This window comes from Novosphingopyxis iocasae, assembly GCF_014334095.1.
In the GTDB taxonomy this organism is placed as follows: domain Bacteria; phylum Pseudomonadota; class Alphaproteobacteria; order Sphingomonadales; family Sphingomonadaceae; genus Novosphingopyxis; species Novosphingopyxis iocasae.
Genome location: NZ_CP060495.1, coordinates 1726197 through 1746250, shown reverse-complemented (window position 1 = coordinate 1746250; position 20054 = coordinate 1726197). Strand labels below are relative to the sequence as shown.

At 61.8% G+C, this 20054-nt stretch carries 17 protein-coding genes; 12 read left to right on the top strand and 5 right to left on the bottom strand.

Features of this window, described 5'->3' with window-relative positions:
* Positions 1-268 precede the first annotated feature (268 nt).
* Positions 269-2323 (bottom strand): NAD(+) synthase, encoded by a 2055-nt coding sequence (locus H7X45_RS08365; RefSeq protein ID WP_187334456.1) that lies wholly within the window; start codon positions 2321-2323, stop codon positions 269-271.
* Positions 2324-2404: 81 nt separating this feature from the next.
* On the bottom strand, positions 2405-3229 hold the full coding sequence (locus H7X45_RS08360) for a hypothetical protein (protein ID WP_187334455.1): 825 nt from the start codon (positions 3227-3229) through the stop codon (positions 2405-2407).
* 372 nt (positions 3230-3601) lie between these two features.
* On the opposite strand from H7X45_RS08360, the gene H7X45_RS08355 reads away from it, so the two are divergent.
* Both H7X45_RS08355 and H7X45_RS08350 read left to right on the top strand, forming a co-directional pair.
* The gene (locus tag H7X45_RS08355) at positions 3602-4840 is read left to right on the top strand and encodes a methyl-accepting chemotaxis protein (RefSeq protein ID WP_187334454.1); all 1239 of its coding nucleotides are present in this window, start codon (positions 3602-3604) and stop codon (positions 4838-4840) included.
* A gap of 210 nt (positions 4841-5050) precedes the next feature.
* Positions 5051-6436: a hypothetical protein gene (locus H7X45_RS08350; protein ID WP_246449402.1), complete on the top strand. Its 1386-nt coding sequence runs from the start codon at positions 5051-5053 to the stop codon at positions 6434-6436.
* Positions 6437-6823: 387 nt separating this feature from the next.
* On the opposite strand, the gene H7X45_RS08345 is transcribed toward H7X45_RS08350, so the two are convergent.
* From H7X45_RS08345 to acnA, 3 genes are all read right to left on the bottom strand, one after another.
* Positions 6824-8296 carry a methyl-accepting chemotaxis protein gene (locus tag H7X45_RS08345; protein WP_187334453.1) on the bottom strand — a complete coding sequence of 491 codons (1473 nt, stop codon included), beginning with the start codon at positions 8294-8296 and terminating at the stop codon, positions 6824-6826.
* 318 nt (positions 8297-8614) lie between these two features.
* Positions 8615-9391 carry a meso-2,3-butanediol dehydrogenase gene (budC, locus tag H7X45_RS08340; protein ID WP_214645478.1) on the bottom strand — a complete coding sequence of 259 codons (777 nt, stop codon included), beginning with the start codon at positions 9389-9391 and terminating at the stop codon, positions 8615-8617.
* A 125-nt stretch (positions 9392-9516) separates the two neighbouring features.
* A complete protein-coding gene (gene acnA / locus H7X45_RS08335) occupies positions 9517-12189 on the bottom strand; it encodes an aconitate hydratase AcnA (RefSeq protein WP_187334452.1) in 2673 nt (890 codons plus the stop codon).
* A gap of 397 nt (positions 12190-12586) precedes the next feature.
* Between acnA and H7X45_RS08330 the strand changes: the two genes are divergently transcribed.
* The 10 genes from H7X45_RS08330 (at position 12587) to H7X45_RS08285 (ending at position 20005) form a co-directional block, all read left to right on the top strand.
* Entirely contained in the window at positions 12587-12889 is a 303-nt protein-coding gene (locus H7X45_RS08330) for a MarR family transcriptional regulator (protein WP_187334451.1), read from the top strand.
* A gap of 402 nt (positions 12890-13291) precedes the next feature.
* Positions 13292-13489: a hypothetical protein gene (locus tag H7X45_RS08325; RefSeq protein WP_187334450.1), complete on the top strand. Its 198-nt coding sequence runs from the start codon at positions 13292-13294 to the stop codon at positions 13487-13489.
* Between the two features lie 194 nt (positions 13490-13683).
* On the top strand, positions 13684-14712 hold the full coding sequence (locus H7X45_RS08320) for a CHAT domain-containing protein (RefSeq protein WP_187334449.1): 1029 nt from the start codon (positions 13684-13686) through the stop codon (positions 14710-14712).
* Between the two features lie 348 nt (positions 14713-15060).
* The gene (locus H7X45_RS08315) at positions 15061-15855 is read left to right on the top strand and encodes a hypothetical protein (RefSeq protein WP_187334448.1); all 795 of its coding nucleotides are present in this window, start codon (positions 15061-15063) and stop codon (positions 15853-15855) included.
* A 72-nt stretch (positions 15856-15927) separates the two neighbouring features.
* Positions 15928-16302, top strand: a complete 375-nt coding sequence (gene crcB / locus H7X45_RS08310) for a fluoride efflux transporter CrcB (RefSeq protein ID WP_246449401.1) — start codon at positions 15928-15930, stop codon at positions 16300-16302.
* Positions 16299-17408 (top strand): RluA family pseudouridine synthase, encoded by a 1110-nt coding sequence (locus H7X45_RS08305; RefSeq protein WP_187334447.1) that lies wholly within the window; start codon positions 16299-16301, stop codon positions 17406-17408. Before crcB ends, H7X45_RS08305 begins: the two co-directional genes overlap by 4 nt.
* 12 nt (positions 17409-17420) lie before the next feature.
* Positions 17421-18083: an HAD-IA family hydrolase gene (locus H7X45_RS08300; protein WP_187337062.1), complete on the top strand. Its 663-nt coding sequence runs from the start codon at positions 17421-17423 to the stop codon at positions 18081-18083.
* The gene (locus H7X45_RS08295) at positions 18080-18289 is read left to right on the top strand and encodes a hypothetical protein (protein WP_187334446.1); all 210 of its coding nucleotides are present in this window, start codon (positions 18080-18082) and stop codon (positions 18287-18289) included. Before H7X45_RS08300 ends, H7X45_RS08295 begins: the two co-directional genes overlap by 4 nt.
* 13 nt (positions 18290-18302) lie before the next feature.
* Complete coding sequence (locus H7X45_RS08290) at positions 18303-19007, top strand: ATP12 family chaperone protein (protein ID WP_187334445.1); 705 nt, start codon at positions 18303-18305, stop codon at positions 19005-19007.
* 113 nt (positions 19008-19120) lie between these two features.
* Positions 19121-20005, top strand: a complete 885-nt coding sequence (locus H7X45_RS08285) for a hypothetical protein (RefSeq protein WP_187334444.1) — start codon at positions 19121-19123, stop codon at positions 20003-20005.
* The last annotated feature ends 49 nt before the right edge of the window (positions 20006-20054 follow it).

Below are 20054 nucleotides of genomic sequence, written 5' to 3'. Positions count from 1 at the left end.
AAGGCAAATTGGAAAGTGAATCCTGCGTTCCGCCCGGTCCAATATCAGGCCGCAAATGCTGCGAGTTTCTTGCGCGGTGCTCGGGTCGCTCACATCCAGACGTCCGAATGGACCTGGTAAAATTGGCATAACCGTTTTTATATCGAGCCAGGAGGGGCGCTCGGATCGATTGAGGGCAAATCGGTTCTTTCGCAGCTACCGATCGAATTATCGAACATGCAGCGCGGACGAATCGTCGCTCGGCGCGGTTCGATCCCCTGGCGCGGAATTACGCTTCCGGCACATTGTCCCGCAACTCGGCCAGCCACAAATTGGCGCTGGCGTCGCTGGGGGCGCGCCAGTCTCCGCGGGGGCTTAGCGCGCCGCCGGCGCTGACCTTTGGGCCGTTGGGAAGGGCGGAGCGCTTATATTGGCTGAAGCCGTAGAAGCGCTTGCAGAACACCTCCAGCCAGCGGCGGATCGTGGACAGATCATAGGCCATGCGTTTGTCTGTCGGAAAGCCCATCGGCCAATATCCATGCTCGGCGTCGTGCCAGGCGTGCCAAGCCAGGAAGGCGACCTTGCTCGGCTTCTGCCCGTAGCGCGCGATGTGATGGACGAAGAAATCGTGCAGGGCGTAGGGGCCGATCTGGTCCTCCGTGCTCTGGACTTTGCCGTCCTCGCCCGCGGGCACCAGCTCGGGGCTGATTTCGGCATTCAGAATCGCTTCGAGCACCTCTTCGGTCGCCTCGTCGAACTGGTCCGTGCGCGTGGTCCAGCGGATAAGATACTGGATCAGCGTCTTGGGCACGCCGGTGTTCACGGCATAATGGCTCATCTGGTCGCCCACGCCATAAGTGCACCAGCCCAGCGCCATCTCGCTAAGGTCCCCGGTGCCGATCACGAAGCCCTGCCGCTGCCCGGCCAGGCGGAAGAGATAATCGGTGCGAAGGCCCGCCTGCACGTTTTCGAAGGTGACGTCGTAAACCGGCTCGCCCTCGCTGAAGGGGTGGCCCATATCTTCGAGCATCCGAGTGGCGGCAGGGCGAATGTCGATTTCCTCCGCCTTCACACCCAGCGCGTCCATCAGCTTCCAGGCATTGCCCTTGCTCTCCTCCCCGGTGGCGAAGCCGGGCATGGTAAAGGCGAGGATGGTGTCGCGCGGCAGCTTCAGTTTGTCGCACATCTTGGCCGCAACAATCAGCGCATGGGTGCTGTCGAGCCCGCCGGACACGCCGATGATGAGGTGCTTCGCGCGCGTCGCTTCGAACCGGCGGCGCAGGCCCTCCACCTGAATGCTGAACGCTTCGTAGCAGTCCTGATCCAAATGTTCGGGCCGGTTGGGCACGAAGGGGAAGCGGCGGATGGGACGGATGAGGCCGCGATCGGCGAAATGCGGCTCATGGGCAAAACGTACGCGGCGGAAGCGGCGGACGGCCTCGACATCGTGATCGGCGGCATCGCCATAGGTCTGCATGCGCGCACGCTCGTTCAGGATGCGCTGCGTATCGACATCGGTGATGCATAGTTCCGGCTCCAGATCGAAGCGGGTGGACTGAGTGAGCAGATCGCCCAGTTCATAGATCATGCCCTGTCCGTCCCAGGCGAGATCGGTGGTGCTCTCGCCCGGCCCGGATGCGCTGTAGGCGTAGGCGGCGACGGCGCGGGCGCTCTGTGCGCGGGCGAGCAGATGGCGTTCGTCCGCCTTGCCGATGGTGATGTTGCTGGCCGAAAGATTGGTGAGGATGGTGGCACCCGCCAGCGCGGCATGGCTGCTCGGCGGGATGGGCGCCCAATAATCCTCGCAAATCTCGATGTGGAAGGAGAAGCCGGCCAGATCCTCTGCCTCGAAGATCAGATCGCTGCCGAAGGGCACGGTCTGGCCCGCCAGCAGCATCGCCTCGTTCGCGACATCGCGTCCCGCGGAGAACCAGCGCTTTTCGTAATATTCGCGGTAATTGGGTAGGAAGCTCTTGGGCACCACGCCGAGAATGCGGCCCCGCGCAATCGCGATCGCGCAATTATAGACGCGGCCACGAAAGCGCAGCGGCGCGCCGATGAGAAGAACCGGGCAGAGGCTTGCGCTGGCATCGGCCAGATCGGCCACCGCGTCCTCCACCGCATCGAGCAGCGCGCCTTGCAGATGCAGATCGTCGATCGCGTAGCTGGACAGGCAAAGCTCCGGATAGACCACCAGATCGCAGGCGGCGGCATCAGCGCGTTTCGCTTCGGACAGGATCGCATCGCGGTTGAACGCCACATCGGCGGGGCGAACCGCGGGGGTGGCGGTGGCCACGCGCACGAAGCCGTGCGTGTGGAGCGAATAGAAACGGTCCGCGGTCATGGCGGGACTTTAGGCGAGGGCGCCGGTAAAAGGCCAGCGCCGCGTTCCGCGTGATCGCCGGCCTTTCAGCTGCATGAGACCTTAGCGATGGTGCCGGTGATCGTCCGCTGCGCAGGCGTTGCAAGCGCAGGAGCAATCATGTGCGGCCCCGCGATAATCATAGCCATAATAGCCATCGCTTATACGGCCAACATAACGCTGATCGTCATAGCGCTGTTCATAACGCCGGCTGTCGTAACGCGCGTCATAGCCGCGATCGTAATCGCCCTGGTTATAATAGCCGCCATCATATCCGTTTTGGCCGTAGCCGTAGGAATAGCCATAGCCGTCCGGCGCGGTGCCATAGCCGTACGCGCCTGGCGCATAACCATAGGGGTAGCCGGGCTGGCCGTAATAGCCGCCATAGGCCGCGCCCTGCGGGTAATAGTAATAATAGCTGCCCCGGCGCTGACCCTGATAGCCGAAATAGCTGTTGCAGGCTTCCAGCGGATAATAGGCGCCGTTGTACCAGCAGAGATAGGTCAGGTTCTGGCTGGTCGTATAACCGGGGCCGCCGAACCAGCCGACGAAGCCGCCCCCGAACCCGCCGCCAAAACCGCCACCCCAACCGCCGCCGCGATAGATGGTGCGTCCGCCGCGAACATGCCCGCCGCCGCGATAACCGCCGCGGAAATGACCGCCGCCCTTGTAACCGCCACGATATCCGCCGCGGAAGCCGCCGCGCGATCCGCCACGATAGTGTCCGCCGCCCTTGCCGCCATGCGCGGTCGGTGCGAACGTTTCGGCAAGTTTGGGCGCATCGGGCGCAGCAGGGGGAGCCAGATCGGCCGCCAGCGTGGGCGTCGCAATTACCGCGGCCGCCGCGACCACGCCCGTAACCGCCATGAATTTCAAGGAAATGCGCATGCCCCGTCTCCGTCGCGACCCGCGCGGCAGGACCCGTCCCCGCCGTCAGCGACTCCGCTTCGGGGTATGGCTTAGCACAGAATTAACCATTTCGCGCATGCGCGAATGGGCCCCGCGCTGGCTGTCCCGCGCCGGGACTGAGAGCGGGTGTGGGTGCCCATCGCAATGAAATGCGCGATCGGGCGAGCTGGGTTGCTCTTGCGGGCTTTGTCACCGCCGCGCACCGCTGCCCCTCTGGCTGAACGGTACCGGATGCCCGCAATGCATTGTCAGGCTTGGCAAAACGGATTGTTCTTAATTCCGATTTAACCCTGATCCGCGACTGTGACCCTTGCCCCGTTGGCGGGCACGATTCTTTTTTGGGGCGCTGCATTGAGCCAAACGAGCATCTGGGACCGGGCCCTTGCCCATATCAGTAACGGCGTGGTCGTGCTCGATGAGGAAGAGGTGGTGCTCCTGATCAGCCCACAGACGCTGGCCATGTTCCACTGCGAACCGGGAACCATCGTGCCCGGTGACGGTCTGCACAAGCTTCTGACCTGTATCGGCAAGAATGTGGGATGGTCGCCCGAGCGGATAGAGAATATTTTCCAGAACCATAAGATCTGGAAAGCGTCGGGCGAAGAAAAGGAAATCTTCCATCATTATGATGATGGGACTGTCCTGAGAATCTGCTTCTTTCCGAAAGAGGGCGAAGGGGCCGTCCTGACCTATGACGATGTCACGATGGAGCATCGCCTGGCTGCGCTGGCGGAGCAGCGTGCGGCCGAGGCGGATCTCTTCCACCGCGAAGTCCAGTCCACCATCTCCTCTGTCGCCGGTGCGACGGAAGAGACGGGCCGCCGACATGCCGATGGTCTGAAGGCGGCGCGCGAGGCGTCCGCGCGTATGACCGAGTTTTCCGCCGCCACGGAACAGTCCGCGCTTGCAATGGCGGAAGCGGCAGAGACCAACGGTCAGATCGGACTCGTCTTCGAAAAGTTGCTGGACGATCTGGACGGCGTGACGGCGCAGGTGGGCGTGGCGGTCGACAGTGCCGAGAGCGGTAAGCATATTTCCCAGCAACTGGTCACCCATGTCGGCAGCGCGAGCGATGTGCTTGGCCGGATCCGGTCGCTTGCTGCGCAAAGCCGCCTCCTGTCGCTCAACGCCCGGATCGAGGCAGCGCGGGCCGGAGATGCCGGCAGGGGCTTTGCCGTGGTCGCCGAAGAGGTGAAATCCCTGGCCGAGCAGATTGCCGGCGCGGCAGTGCAGACGGAAAACGATCTTGCGGGCATCCGCAAGCTCGCCGCTCAGTCCTCCAGCGCGAACAGCCAGATCGAATCCTCGATCGTCGGCATCAACGATCTCTCGCAAGCGGTGCGAGCCAAGACCGGGGAGCAGCAGCGGAAGGTCACCGCCGTAGCCTGCACGATCGACGAAACCGCGATGGCGGCGGCATCCATGCGCGATAGCATCACTGCGGTAAGCGAGGATATCAACACCCTCCTCACCACCTTGGACGAGACCGAGCAGCGTTTCCGCAACATGGATGAGGGCATGGCGGTCCTGGTGGACGGCGCTGATCGTTTCCGGTCCGCCCATCTGCATGAAAATCAGCGGACCGCCTGAAGTGCCCGGCCTCCTCCCTATGAAAGAGGGGAGCATGTCATCCGACCGGGCCGATGTTGCAATCGGTGCGTGATTTTCTGGAAAAGAGAGGGCAAAGGCGAACGGCGGCGCCGATCCGACCAGGGGAGACGGGGACGCCGCAAGTTCCTGAACAATCACCTATGATCGCGATCGTTCAGGCAGCGACGACGTGCCGGCCGGAGATAAATTTTGGGCATTGCCGCATCCACTATCTGGCTGGGTCTGGCCGCACCTGCCATCGCCGCGCAGGCCACGGAAGGCGCCGCCCCCTCGCTGCTGCCCATCACGGCCACCGCTACGACGCCGGACCTTCGCGATGCCGCGCCGCGCGCCGGGCAGGATCTGCCGCAGCTGACTGGAGAACCGGAGGTAAGCGAGGATATCGCGCCCTCGGCCCCCGTCACGGCGCCTGAATCAGCTGCCGCTGAAACATCGGCTGCCGAACAGGCGCGCCTGAAGCTGACAGTCGGCATTCGCGCGCGGCTCGATGTACGGTTCGACGATGCCCGGCCATCGGGCGATCCCTACACCTCCACGCACCTTTCGTTCGATACGCTGATCCTGACGCTGAACTATGATTCGCCGACTTTATTCGGGGCTGCCGAATATCGTTTCTACGGCGGCAATTTCATCTACAGCCGCGCCAACGGCTATGACGGATATCCGGGCGAGGTGAGCTTTCCCTCCTTTGCCTATGCCGGGGTGAAGCTGACGCCGCAGGACAAGGTGACCGTAGGCTTCCAGTCCGTGCCGTTCGACGAGCGTTATTGGGGCTCCTCATGGTACAACACACTGGGCTTCGTTTACGGGCTGGAGGAAGTCTACAATGTCGGCATCAGCGCCAGCCATTCCGACGGGCCGCTCGATCTGACGGCGGGATATTTTCCGACCACGGGGCCAGCAGGTTTCGGCATCAGCCGGGACTCGGCGCGCTACAGCGTCAATATTGTGCGGGCGGACCCGTATGTGCCCGATGCGACCGACAATAGTGAGCGGGATATGTTCGTGGGCCGCATCCGCTATCGGCTCGCCACGTCGGAAGAAGGCGCGCTGACGCTGGCGGGTTCCGCCTGGGCTTCACGCGTGCGCAATTACGATACGGATCGCAACGGATCGCGCCGCGCCTATGCGATCAGCCTGCGCGATACGCGCCGCCCGCTCCAGTTGCGGCTGCTGGCCGCACGGCAGGCGATCAACCCGCGCAACCCCGGCCGCGACGATCTGATCGCGGTGGGTGATTATGATTCCTCCTACAACATTGGCGCGCGCAGCACGATGCTGTTCGGGGAGGTCAGCCGCAGCATCGATACCCGCGCCTTCCCGTTCACCGTCAATCTGTACGGCAGCTACACCCACATGCTGAAGGACGATGCCGGCTTCGCCGATACCCAGCGGATCAATCTGGGCGCCTATTGGAATGACAAGGCCAGCCAGCGCATAAAAATCTGGTCCGAATTCCTGATCGGCCGCAACGATCCCTATGTCGGCACCGGCCAATTCGTCTCCGGCGCCGCGCAAGGCGGCGACGACCGCTGGAAGACATCGCTCCTGATCATGGCCGGCTATTTCTTCTAGGGGGGAGGCTGCGGAAATTGCGAAAGTGTTGCCGCCGCCTTTTGTTCGATCCGAAAGTTGATCGAGACACCGAATTTCCGGTGAGAGTAACCGCAGAGCGGAAGCTGCTAAACTACTCTCTTCGCTTCTTCAACTTCACACCCGAGGCATGGCTTGCGATTTGGAGTGCAACAGCCGATCGTCAAGACCGTTCCCGCCGCCAGGTTCGGCATTAGTCGTGGGCCGAGCTAAGGTCAGCGTTGCGCCCAAGTCTCATACATTGTCTAGTCGCGCCTAACGAATGAGAGCGGTCGTTTCCATTATGGCCTGGTATGGCCAGTCTTCGAGGCTCTTCTGTAAACTCTCGGCTTCCTCAGGCGAAGGCCTCAAGCGCTATCACCGCTACAACTAAAATTCGGCCCAAGCGTCCGTGTCTTGCGCGGAGACCAGTGCTGGTTTGTGAGCGAGATTGCCTGTGACGGTCAAAGATTGAGGCAGCGGCGTCTTAGCTCTTAGAGGTAACGCCTTTTTGAAGGCAGGCATGCGTTCACGCAACTGGGCCGCGGTCGCACCGGCTAGAGCAGGATGGTCTCCCCCGCTGACTTGGAACTGGGCTACCCGCTCGGTGAGGCGCTGTGCCTCGGACGACAATTTACGAGTGGCCGCCGTCGCCTGCTCCACCATGGCGGCATTCTGCTGCGTCATGCCGTCGATGGCACTGACTGCCACGTCCACCTTCTCCAGATGATTGGCCTGTTCCGCTGTGGTCTCGGCGATATCATTCACCTGGGCGGTGACTGAACCAATTTGCGTTACGATTTCGGCGAGCAGCGTGCCGGTCTCGCCCACTAGGCTGACGCCCTCGCCCACATGAGCGGCGGACTTGTTAATAAGGGCCTTGATGTTGCCCGCAGCGTCGGCCGATCGCTCTGCGAGCGCGCGCACTTCGCTGGCTACCACGGCAAAGCCTCTGCCCGCCTCGCCGGAGCGCGCGGCCTCGACGCCCGCGTTCAAAGCAAGCAGGTTCGTCTGAAACGCAATTCCGTCCATCACATCGATGATCTCGGTAATTTCCTTGGCTGATTGTTTGATTGCCCCCATCGCCGCAACCGCCTTGCCGACCACCGCTGCTCCTTCGGTGACACGGGCATGGGTCTGGGCGATTGCGCTTTTGGCGGCCGACGCGTTGTCGGCCGACTGGCGGGTAAGCTCTACCGTAGATCTAACTGAGGTGGCGGTTTCCTGAAGGCTGGCGGCCTGTTCTTTGTTGCGTAAGGCGAGGTCTTCGGACGCGGCGCGGATTTCATCGGAGCCTTTCTTGACCCCATTCGCGGTTGCACGCACCGCCATGATCATCGTTTCTAACTTGGCGACCGAAGCGTTGAAAACCTCGCCGAAAGAGTCGACTTCTTCAATCCCTGTTGATGCGACTTTCTGGTCCAGCTGGCCATCCTCGAGTGCCTGCATAGCCGCAAGAATAGTGCTCATGGCCTTGTAGTGAGGAGTTATGTCCGTAGCGATCTTGACGACCCGTTCGACTTCGCCCTGAGCATTGATGACAGGGCCATATGTCGCTTGAAGCCAAATTTCTTTGCCGGATTTGGTGACGCGCGGAAAGCGCGATGAAAAGCTCTTTCCGGCCCCGAGATCGGCCCAGAACTCCTGGTATTTTGGACTGCCGACTAATTCGGACGAGCAAAATAAGCTATGATGGCGCCCCTTAATTTCGGCGAGTTCGTATCCGACGGTTTCGCAAAATGCCTCGTTCGCGTCGAGTATCGTTCCATCTGGTGAGAAGTGAATTACTGCTTGCGTGGTCTTAACGAGCTCTAAAAGAGCATCATCGCACTGGGACTGAGGCGTAGTCTTGAAACGAAACATAGCCAGGTTCTCCGAGCACAAGGTACGAATAGCGCAGCATTGGCTTGACACGAATCGATACTCACCAATCGCTAACAATCCTTTACAGGTGCGATCGGCATTATCGCCCGATCGGAAGCGGCAGGTTTGTCACATCGATGGCTGGCGGAGTGAGTCTTCGCTTTCCAACGGTAAGCGCTGCCTTTGGATCGCGATCCAAATTGCTGCCGATGGACGCCTTCAAGTGGTCAGCGTCATAGCCGCTTAGCCAGCACCGTTCGCCTAGACCGGACTGTCTGCTACCGGATCAGTAACGGAACCAAAGCCACTGCCACTCCCTCACCCCAGTGGCGGTTGGCCGTTGCTGGCGCTGAGGCCGCCGTCGACGGGCAGGTTCACGCCGTTCACCCAGACCGCGTCCTTGCTGGCCAGGAAGGCGATGACGGCCGCGATTTCTTCCGGTTCGCCGGGGCGGCCAGACGGGATGCGCTCGCGGAATTTGTCGAGCAGCTCATCGTTATCCATCATGCCCTCGGTCATCCCGGTTTTCGTCATGCTGGGGCAGACGGCGTTCACGCGGATGCCTTCGCCCGCATGGTCCAGCGCCATCGCGCGCACCATATTGGTGATCGCGCCCTTGGAGGCGTTGTAGCCGACGAAGCTCCAGTCCCCGCCCAAGCCCGAGACCGAACTGGTCATCACGATCGCGCCCTTGGTCTTGCGGATTTCGGGCATCGCGGCCTTGGCCATCAGGAAATAGCCGGTGACGTTCACCGCCATCTGCCGATTCCAGTCCTCCAGGCTGATGTCCTCCACCGTGCCGCCCGTGCCCATGCCGGCATTGTTGACGAGCACGTCCAAGCCGCCGAAACGATCCACCGCGGCGGCGATGACCTTCGGTGCCAGATCCGGATCGGCGACGTCGCCGTCCAGCAGCTGCAGCCGCTCCTTGTTCGCGCCGTCGAATGCACCCTTTAGCTTGTCGCGATGATGGCCGAGCGCGGTGACGTTCGCGCCTTCGGACAGGAAGCGCTCCACGGTCGCCTTGCCGATGCCGGACGCCGCGCCGGTCACGACGATGCTCATGCCGCCGAAGCGGTTCAGATTGCTTTCCATGGGGGAGGGGCCTTTTCGTTTGCGTGTTCCCCGAGCCAACGGCGGCGGGCCGTCATGGTTGCGCGCACGAAAAAGGGCCGGGCGATCGCGCGCCCGGCCCCTCGAAAGCCCCGTCCCTGTGCCGCTTATTCGGCGGCGAGGTTGCGCAGCACGTAATGGAGGATGCCGCCGTTGCGGTAATATTCCATCTCGTTCGCGGTATCGATGCGGCACAGCGCCTCGAACGTCTCGGTCGATCCGTCCGCGCGGGTCATCTCCACCTCGACCATCTGGCGGGGCGAAAGGTTCGCCAGCCCCTTGATGGTGAAGGTTTCATCGCCCGTCATGCCGTGGCTTTCGCGGCTTTCGCCCTCGGCGAACTGCAACGGCAGCACGCCCATACCGACGAGGTTGGAGCGGTGGATACGCTCATAGCTTTCCACGATCACCGCCTTGACGCCGAGCAGGATGGTGCCCTTCGCCGCCCAGTCGCGGCTGGAGCCGGTGCCATATTCCTTGCCGCCCACGACGACGAGCGGCGTGCCCTCCGCCTTGTACTTCATGGCGGCGTCGTAGATCGGCATCTGCTCGCCCTGATAGGTGGTGTAGCCACCCTCCACACCCGGAACCATCTCGTTCTTGATGCGGATATTGGCGAAGGTGCCGCGCATCATGACTTCGTGGTTGCCGCGGCGCGAACCGTAGGAGTTGAAGTCCGTCTTCGACACCTGATGGTCCCGCAGATATTCGCCCGCGGGGCTGTCCACCTTGATCGATCCGGCCGGCGAGATGTGATCGGTGGTGATGGAATCGCCGAACAGCGCCAGCACCTTGGCATCGCGGATGTCCTGGATGGCATCCGGCGTCATGCCCATGCCTTCGAAATAAGGCGGGTTCTGGATGTAGGTGGAGGCGGCAGGCCAATCATAGGTGTCGCCACCTGTGATGTCGATCGCGCGCCAGCGCTCGTCACCTTCGTACACCTCGGCATAGCGGCTGGCGAACATGTCGGGGCCGACATGCTGCTGCACCATCTCCTGGATCTCTTCGTTGGTGGGCCACACGTCGCGCAGGTAAACCGGGCCGTCCGTGCCGGTGCCGAGCGGCGTTTCGTAGATATCCTCGCGCACCGTACCCTTCAGGGCATAGGCCACCACCAGCGGCGGGGAGGCGAGATAGTTCGCGCGCACGTCCGGGCTCACGCGGCCTTCGAAGTTGCGGTTGCCCGAAAGGACCGATGTCGCCACCAGATCATTGTCGTTGATCGCGGCGCTGATCGGCGCGGGCAGGGGGCCGCTGTTGCCGATGCAGGTGGTGCAGCCATAGCCGACCAGGTTGAAGCCCATCGCATTCAGATCGTCCTGCAGGCCGCTCGCCACCAGATAATCGGTGACGACCTGGCTGCCCGGCGCAAGCGAGGTCTTCACCCACGGACGGCGGCTGAGGCCCTTTTCACGCGCCTTCTTGGCGACGAGGCCCGCGGCGATCAGGATGTTGGGGTTGGACGTGTTGGTGCAGCTGGTGATCGCGGCGATCGCCACGTCGCCATCGGCGAACTCGTAATCCTCGCCGTCCACCGCGACGCTCTCGCCTTCCTTGGGGCGGGAGAAGACATCGACCAGATCTTTGTTGAACTGATCGTCCATCTGGTCGAGCCGCACGCGGTCCTGCGGGCGCTTGGGGCCCGCGAGCGAGGGGACGACTTCGCCCATGTCGAGCGACAGCGTGCTCGTGAACACCGGCTCGACGTCCGGGTCCAGCCACAGCCCTTGCGCCTTGGCATAGGCCTCCGTCACCGCGATCGTCTGATCGTCGCGGCCCGTTAGGCGCATATATTCCAGCGTCTTGTCGTCGATCGCGAAGAAGCCGCAGGTCGCGCCATATTCCGGCGCCATATTGGCGATGGTCGCGCGGTCGGCGAGCGTCAGCGCGCCCACGCCGGGGCCGTAGAACTCCACGAAGCGGCCGACGACGCCCTTTTCGCGCAGCATCTGGACGACGGTCAACACCAGATCGGTGGCGGTAATGCCCTCGGCCAGCTTGCCGGTGAGGCGGAAGCCGACGACTTCGGGGATCAGCATGGAGACCGGCTGGCCCAGCATGGCTGCTTCCGCCTCGATCCCGCCGACGCCCCAGCCGAGCACACCCAGGCCGTTAATCATCGTGGTGTGGCTGTCCGTGCCGACCAGCGTGTCCGGATAGACATAGGTCTTGCCGTCCTTGCCTTCGCTCGTCCACGCACCCTTGCCGATATATTCCAGGTTCACCTGGTGGCAGATGCCGGTGCCGGGCGGCACCACCTGGAAGTTGTCGAACGCGCGGCTGCCCCATTTCAGGAACTGGTAGCGCTCCAGATTGCGCTCATATTCGCGCTCCACATTCGCCTCGAAGCTCTGCGGCGTGCCGAATTCGTCCACCATGACGGAGTGGTCGATGACGAGGTGCACGGGCACCTGCGGATTGATCTTTTCCGCATCGCCGCCCAGCGCCTTGATGCCGTCGCGCATCGCGGCCAGATCGACCACGGCGGGCACGCCGGTGAAATCCTGCATCAGCACGCGCGCTGGGCGATACTGAATTTCATGGTCGCTGCGCTGCTCCTTCTGCCAGTCGACCACGGCCTGCGCGTCCTCGGTGGAGACGGAGGCGCCGCCGTCTTCGAAGCGCAGCATGTTTTCCAGAAGCACCTTCAGCGTGAAGGGCAGGCGCGAGACATCGCCGAGCTTCGCCGCCTTGGCGAGCGAGAAATAGGTATAATCCTGCCCGTTCACGCTCAACGTGTCGCGGGTGTCCAGGCTGTCTTGGCCGATCTGGGTCATGTACGGGAATGCTCCGGTTGGTCTGTGGGGGTGCAGCGCCGCGAAGCGCGCACGGGGAGAGATGCGCGCGAAGCGCTACTCGTTACGGGGCCAACGCGCAAGGGAGGGGAGGGTTGCGGGGGCGATAGGGAAGACAAAGCAGTTTGGGGCGGGGGTCGAATTACTGAAGGCGGGGGGGAATCTTACGCAGCACACAACGAATCTTTCAGAACAAAGCACGAAAACACAACGCCTGGAAACAAAGATTTCGCAAGCTCGATAACAGCGAAAGGATGAGGGGAAAACTCATCCTTAGAAATCAGATATTTATGGAGTTGGGGCTGTGAGTATCATGTTATCCACATAAATCGCGCACTGTTTCTATTGAAACGCTGTTCGTGAAGTATACTTTGGCGATATGAACGAGAAAGAAGACTTGTTGCCTGTCATGCTGGCGCTTCTAGCGACATCAGCGCGTGCCGTTTTTCCGCCGGACGAACTTTTTAGTCTAATCGCTGCCAGCGGTGATGGCTCTAAGCAAGTGCTGGCCTACAACTCATGCACTGGTTTGAGAACGCAGAGTGAAATAGCCGAGTTGACCGGTTATGACCGAGGCAATTTCAGCCGGCTAGTAAACAGGTGGATTGAAGCTGGCGTCGTATTTCGTCTTGCGAACGGCAACCTTCGATTTCTCTATCTCTTGCCAGATAAAAGGAAATAAGGGGTGGGCTGTGGAACAAGGTATTGCTGATAAGCTTGACATTCTAATCAGGCTCCAAGCTCAAGCGCTTGTATCTAACTTTGAGAGGCAAAAAGATAAGATTGAGTTTTTAGCCGCCGCGGGATTGTCCAGTTCGCTAATTGCCGAAATACTGGGGACGTCTCGAAATACGGTTAGCGTAGCTTTGTCGAAGATGAAGAATAGGTCTTAATAGGGAGGTGGCATGTCGAATGTAAGCTCTGATGATGATCTGCGTGACATCAAAAAATTAATGATCCTTGGTCTTGCTAGGTCGGGTCTCACCTCAAGCCAGATCGGTGATGCTCTTGAGCTAGATCGAACCACCGTCGCTCGGATGTTTCCGCCAGGCCTTCTGACAGAAGTTCGAAAAGGGGGCATGGAATGACCGACAAAGAAATAGACAGCATCGAGAACGAGCTTGGTCAGATCAAGAAACTGATGATAATGCAGTCGCTAGCCATGGGATATACTCAAACCCAGATCGCTAAAACGCTTGAAATTAGCACGGGAAAGTTGAGTAACATGATGAAAGGTGCTGCAAAGGCCGCCCCTGATTGGGGGGGGGGCTCACCTAAATAGCCGAGCAGAAAATTAGCTATACCCAGGACCTTTATATACTGAAGGGCATTTAGTGATCTGTGTCGCTAATCGCATGTAATGAATACGTGGGAGAAATGTCGGTCTTGAAACGAGATCGCCTTTAGGCTGAGCGCCGGTCTACCTCCTATCAGAAAGATGATTTAGGCTAAGATCGTTAAGCGGACTTGAAAATAGTGGCAGATCATACAAATATAGCTGGAGATTACGAAGAAAGTATTCAAAGACTTTCGAGGCATTTAGGCACGAATGCAGTTCGGCGGGGCGTGTTTAACGTTATTTATGGCCGCGGCTCCAAGCCTAAGTCTATCTTTCAAATCATGGATGCAGCAAGCTTCAAACTTCCTAAAAAACAACAAGTTACGAACGCTTTAAATCATCTATCTAAGCACAACTTAATTCTGAAATCTGAGAACAAGGGTGTCGTGAATGATGGTTCTCGCTATGTTTATAGTAAAATAGAAGTGGTAAGGGCTAATAAGAAAGAAATACTTAAATTTGCTGATGATAGGGTCGCCGCTGCGAATTTGCCGACTAAGCGGTCGAACCGAAATTCGCCGACTAAGCCTGAACCGACTATTTCTAGGAAGCAACTCAGAAGACGCTCTCCCGTGAAAATTTTGTATACGTACTCTAATGCTTCGGGTGACGGACTTCTAAATCTAGACGAGGAAATTGCCCGTCTGCAACGAGAAATAAGAGCTACGCTTTTTCGCGAAAATATTAAGATAGAGAAGTCGCCAAACTTAACCGCTGAATCTTTGCTGGCGGACCTAAACTTCCATCAGCCACAAGTTTTGCACTTTTCCGGACATGGAAATAGCAGCGGTATCGCGACGTCGGTTAGTGGGGGCGTATTGGCGGGCAGTCATTTTCTATCGTTCGATAGCTTCGTGCGTGCTCTTGATTCATTCGACAGTCCCCCGAAAGTTGTTGTCTTGAACTCCTGCTCTAGCGCCGGAGTCCTGAACAGCAATCTTCTCGATATTGTCGACGTAGCGGTCGTTATGACATCCAGCGTTGGAGACATGGCTGCGTCCGCGTTTGCCGTGAACTTTTATGCTGCCTTGGCAAGCGGCCAATCTGTTCTTTCCTCTTTCAAGCAAGGGCGTTTTGCGACCGAAGTTGTAGCGATTGATGAGAGACTCACGCCAGAGTTGCACGCCGCTGATGGGGTGGATGTTAGCAAAATGAAGCTGACATAACGCTGTCCTACAAGCGTGTGATGGTCTTATAAGATCAGGGCTCATTTTAAAGGACTGATGGAAATGCTGACTATGCCGTTCTGTCATACTCAGTCAAAAAAAGGACGGTCGACTTTCGAATTTCCTGCTCTGGACAATTTCCCGCTCTGGACAGTGTGAAGCAGTGTGAAGCTGGGCCGGGCGGCTCATGGGGATTAGGGTTTGCGGGGCATCCGTCCCGCCGTGGCACGATCCTCGCGGATCGCGGCTCGCGGGGCCGGTTCGGGGCGGCGTTAACCGCCTTTCGGGCTTCCCGCGCGGCGTGTCCTACGCAAAGATCGCGCCCGAACCGATGGAGCCCGATGCCCAATGACCGATGACCTGCAGACCGCCCCTACCCACCACGCGATGGCCGCCGTCCGCGCCGCCCTGCTCGCCGCCGCCGCGTTCGGCCTGCCGCTCACGCTCGCCGCCTGCGGCGATCAGGAGGCGAACGAGCAGCAGGTGGCCCAGCTCGACGACAAGCTGTCGGGGGCCGATGCCGATCCCGCGGTGAACGAGGCGATGAACTCCCCCATCCTGGTCGATCCGAACCTCACCGATCAGTCGAACCGCAACGCGCTGCGCGATGCGAATGCGGGCGGCACCGGCGCGGTGCCCCCGGACAACGGCTATCAGGGGGACAAGGCGACGGCGGCGGACCTCGACGGGCTGAAGCTGATGCACGCGCCCGAGCCGCGCGTGATGAAGGAGGAGGAGTGCAAGGAATGCGCGAAGCCTCGCACGCTCGGCACGCTGGCCGCGCGGCAGGCGGCGCGCACCGGGTCCTGCGACGGCAAGCTCAGCTATGGCGCGGGCTGGGCGAACCGCATGCCCGCCGCCTTCCCCGTCTACCCCAAGGGCCGCGTGCAGGAAGCCGCCGGCGCATCGGGCACCGCCTGCGAGATCCGCGTGGTCAGCTTCGTCAGCGCCAACCCGATGCGCGAGGTGGTGGACTACTACTACACCCGCGCGAAGGGCGCAGGCTATGACGCGGAGTACGTCATCCGGCAGGGCGACCATGCGCTCGGCGGCACGCGCGGGGAAAATGCCTACTACATCACCTTTGCAGAGCGTCCCGGCGGCGGCACGGCGGTGGATATCGTCGCGAACGGCGGCAGCTGAGGCGCGCGCCGCGATGCGCGAAGGGCGCGGCGGCTTGCTAAGGGGGGCGCGGGGCGCGTAAGGCGCTGCCCCATGAACACCCTCCTCGTCATGATCGGCGGCGCCGTGGGCGCGGCCTTGCGTTACCAGCTCGGCCGGCTCACTTTCCAGCTGACCGGCCCCGGCTGGCCCTGGGGCACCTTTGCCGCCAACGTGATCGGCGGGCTCGCCATGGGCCTGCTCGTCGGCGCGATGGCGCGGATGAACGCGGGGGAGAACGCACGGCTGCTCCTGGGCGTCGGCCTGCTCGGCGGGTTCACCACCTTCTCCAGCTTCAGCCTCGAGGTGGTGCAGATGGTAGAGCGCGGCGCGCTGATGGGCGCGGCGGGCTATGCGCTGGCATCGGTGCTGGTGTCGGTCGGCGCGCTGTTCGCGGGCCTCCTCCTGGTACGCGGAGTGGCGGCATGAAGCAGGGATCGGAAGAGGTGCGCGTGTTCACCGTGCAGGCGGACGATAACGGCATCCGGCTGGACCGCTGGTTCAAGCGGCACATGCCGGACATCCCCTTCGGCCTGGTCTCGCGCTGGGTGCGCACCGGCCAGGTCCGCGTCGACGGCGGGCGCGCCAAGGTAGGCGATCACATCGCCGAGGGGCAGGAGCTGCGCGTTCCCCCCGCCGAAGCGCCGAGCGACACGCCGACGCGCCGTGGCCGCGAACCGCTGAGTCCGGAGGAGGAGGCCTATGCGCAAACCCTCGTGATCCACAAGGACGCGCACGCCATCCTCGTCAACAAACCGCCGGGCCTCGCCACGCAGGGCGGCACCAAGACCACGCGCCACCTCGACGGCATGCTCGATGCGCTGATGGAGGAGGGGAGCGAGCAGCGTCCCAAGCTGGTCCACCGGCTGGATAAGGACACGTCCGGCGTCGTCCTGCTCGCCCGCACGCCCGGTAGCGCGGCCTATTTCAGCAAGCACTTCGCCACGCGCAAGGCCCGCAAGATCTACTGGGCGCTGGTGATCGGCGTGCCCGACATCGCCGACGGCATCATCGAACTGCCGCTCGCCAAGCAGCCCGGCACGGGCGGCGAGAAGATGCATGTGGACGAGGAGAACGGCCAACCCTCCAAGACGCGCTACCGCGTGATCGAACGCGCCGGCAACCGCGCTGCCTGGGTGGAGCTGCAGCCCTATACCGGCCGCACGCACCAGCTGCGCGTCCACATGGCGGCGATCGGCCATCCCATCGTCGGTGACGGGAAATATGGCAGCAAGGAAGCGTTTCTGACCGGCTCGATCAGCCGCAAGATGCACCTGCATGCGCGGCGCCTGAAGATCGGCGGCCCGCAGGGCAGCAAGATCGACGTGACTGCCGAACTGCCCGAGCATTTTGCCGAGAGCATGGAGCAGCTGGGCTTCGATCAGGCGCTTGGCGACCTGCCATTCGACGATGGTCCGCCGGAGACGCCGCCCGAGATCAAGAAGCAGAAGGCGCGCCAGCACGCCAAGCAGATCCGCAAGGAACGGCGCGGCGAGCGCCGTCAGCGCGGCAGCTCCCGCAACGCGCGTAAGTAAGGGGAGCGCGCCATCGCCAACCGCCTTGCCCTGTTCGATTGCGACGGCACGCTGGCCGATAGCCAGGCGGCGATCTGCGTGTCCATGGAAGGCGCGTTCGAGGATATGGAGCGCAAGGCTCCGGTACGCGGCGATATTCGCCGGATCGTCGGCCTCAGCCTCTTCGAGGCGATGCGCGTGCTTGTGCCGGAGGGCGACGAGGCGCTGCATATGGGGCTGGTCGAGCGGTATAAGGATCGCTTCCGCACCATGCGGCAGAACGGCTTGCTGGAGGAGCCGCTGTTCGACGGGATCGCGGGCGTGCTGACGCAGCTGGACGAAGCGGGCTGGTTGCTGGGCGTTGCCACCGGCAAATCGAAACGCGGGCTCGATGGTCTGCTGCACACCCACGGACTGAGCGCGCTGTTCGTGACCCTTCAGACGGCGGACGGCCATCCGTCCAAGCCGCATCCGGCGATGGTCGAAGCGGCAATGGCGGAAGCCGGGGCGGAGCCGGAGACAACCATTGTGATCGGCGACACCAGTTTCGATATGGTCATGGCGCGTTCTGCCGCCGCGCATGCGCTGGGCGTTGCCTGGGGCTATCACGATCCGGCGGAGCTGCTGCGCGCCGGCGCGCAGGCGGTGGCCGATCGCCCACAGGACATTTCGACGATCTTGGAGAGCATGATATGAGCGACGATCCCGCCAAGGCCCGCTTCTTCATCATATCGATCGCCCGCCTGCTGGGGGCGGTCACCGTGATCGTGGGGCTGTTCGTCTTTCTGGAGCTGATCCCCGCGCCGCGGCCGATCGGGATCGCACTGATTGTGCTGGGCTTTGCCGATTTCGTGTTCGTGCCGCGCTTTTTATCCGCGCAATGGCGCACGCCGGGCGAATGAGCGCGCAGGATCGATGACGAAGCGGTTCTACAAGGATGTCGCGGTAGAGGTTCGCGGCGGAGGCCGAACAATCCTGCTGGATGGGAGGCCCGTCAACACGCCGGCGCGCAAGGCCTTGCTCCTACCCACCGATGCACTGGCCGAGGCGGTGGCAGAGGAATGGCGCGCGCAGGGCGAGGTGATCGATCCGGCGGCCATGCCGCTCACCGGTCTCGCAAATGCGGCGATCGACCGGATCGCGCCGGGCAGGGCGGATTTCGAGCGCGAACTTTCCGGCTATGGCGATACGGATTTGCTCTATTACCGCGCGGCCGATCCGGAGGAGCTGGTGCAGCACCAGGCTGCGCGCTGGGATCCCGTGCTCGCCTGGGCGCGCCAGCGTTTCGACATCGATTTCCATCTGGCCAGCGGCGTGATGCATCAGCGGCAGCCGCCGCAGACGCTCGAACGGCTGGCCGCGGCGCTGGCGGCGCGGGACGATTGGGCGCTGGCCAGTCTCGCGCGCACCATACCCATTAGCGGTTCGCTGGTGCTGATGCTGGCGGTGGACGAAGGCGCGATTACGCCGGACGAGGCATGGCAGGCCTCCGTGCTGGATGAGCTTTGGCAGGAGCAGCTTTGGGGGGCAGACGCCTTGGCGGTTCAGGCCCGCGAAGCGCGCGGGGCTGACTTCGCCGCCGCGTGGCGGTTCCGCGAATTGGCCCTGACCCAAGGTTGACACGGCCGTAAAAGCTCGGTTCATCTCCCTGCGACTATACCAGAACAGGAAAGCGGCCCTTTGGCCGAGCCGAAAAATCACCCAATCCCGCGTGCTTTTGCGATTGCGAAGCCGTGTGGCCAGATAACCACCAGAGGAGAAGACCCATTACCAAGACCCGTATCCTTGCCGCAGCCCTGCTCGCATCGTCCGCGATTGCTGCGCCCGCGCTGGCGCAGGACCAGGCCGAACAGATGGATCACAGCAAGATGGACCATAGTCAGATGGACCATGGCGATATGTCCGCTGAAGCGGGTGCCGACGTTCAGGCTGGTACCGATGCTGAACTGATGTCCGGTGACGGTGCAGCGCAGGCCGGCGTGACGGCTGAGGCTGATGCCGCCGTTGCAGTGGACGATGCCGGCGTGCCGGTTGAAATGCGCAATGCCGCGATCGAAGGTTTCACCAAGGCGCAGGCCGCACAGGCTTCGGGCGATTTCGCTGGTGCCGTGGCCGCGTTGCAGCCGCATCTCGACACCATCCGCAAGATGGCCGCATCGGGCGATGCGCAGAGCCAGGGCTTCCTTGCCGATGCGCTCACCACCGTCGCCGTCAGTAAGGCGCAGACCGGTGACATGTCCAATGTCGGTGCGCTTCTTGAAGAGGCCGTGCCTGCCCGCCGCGCGATCTTCGAGATGAACCCGAACGATGTTAACGCGCGTCTGGCGCTGATCGGTGCGCTCAACAACACCGGCAACATCATCCTGCAGGGCGGCGACAAGCCGGCTGCCGGACCGTACTTCAAGGAAGCCGCGGAAGTTGCAAAGGCGGGTTACGATGCCAATCCGGCGAACGGCCAGCTGGGCAATGCCTATCTGACCGCCGCGATCGGCATGAACAATGTTACTGCCGATCCGGAATGGTACGCGAAGGTTAAGTCGATTGCGACCGCGCTGAACACGGCCGGCACGCTCGATCCCTCGCTCGCCCCGGTGGTGCAGCCGCTGATCGGCGGCTGATCCGGCTCACTGGATCGGAATACAGAAGGGGCCTCGCAGCGATGCGAGG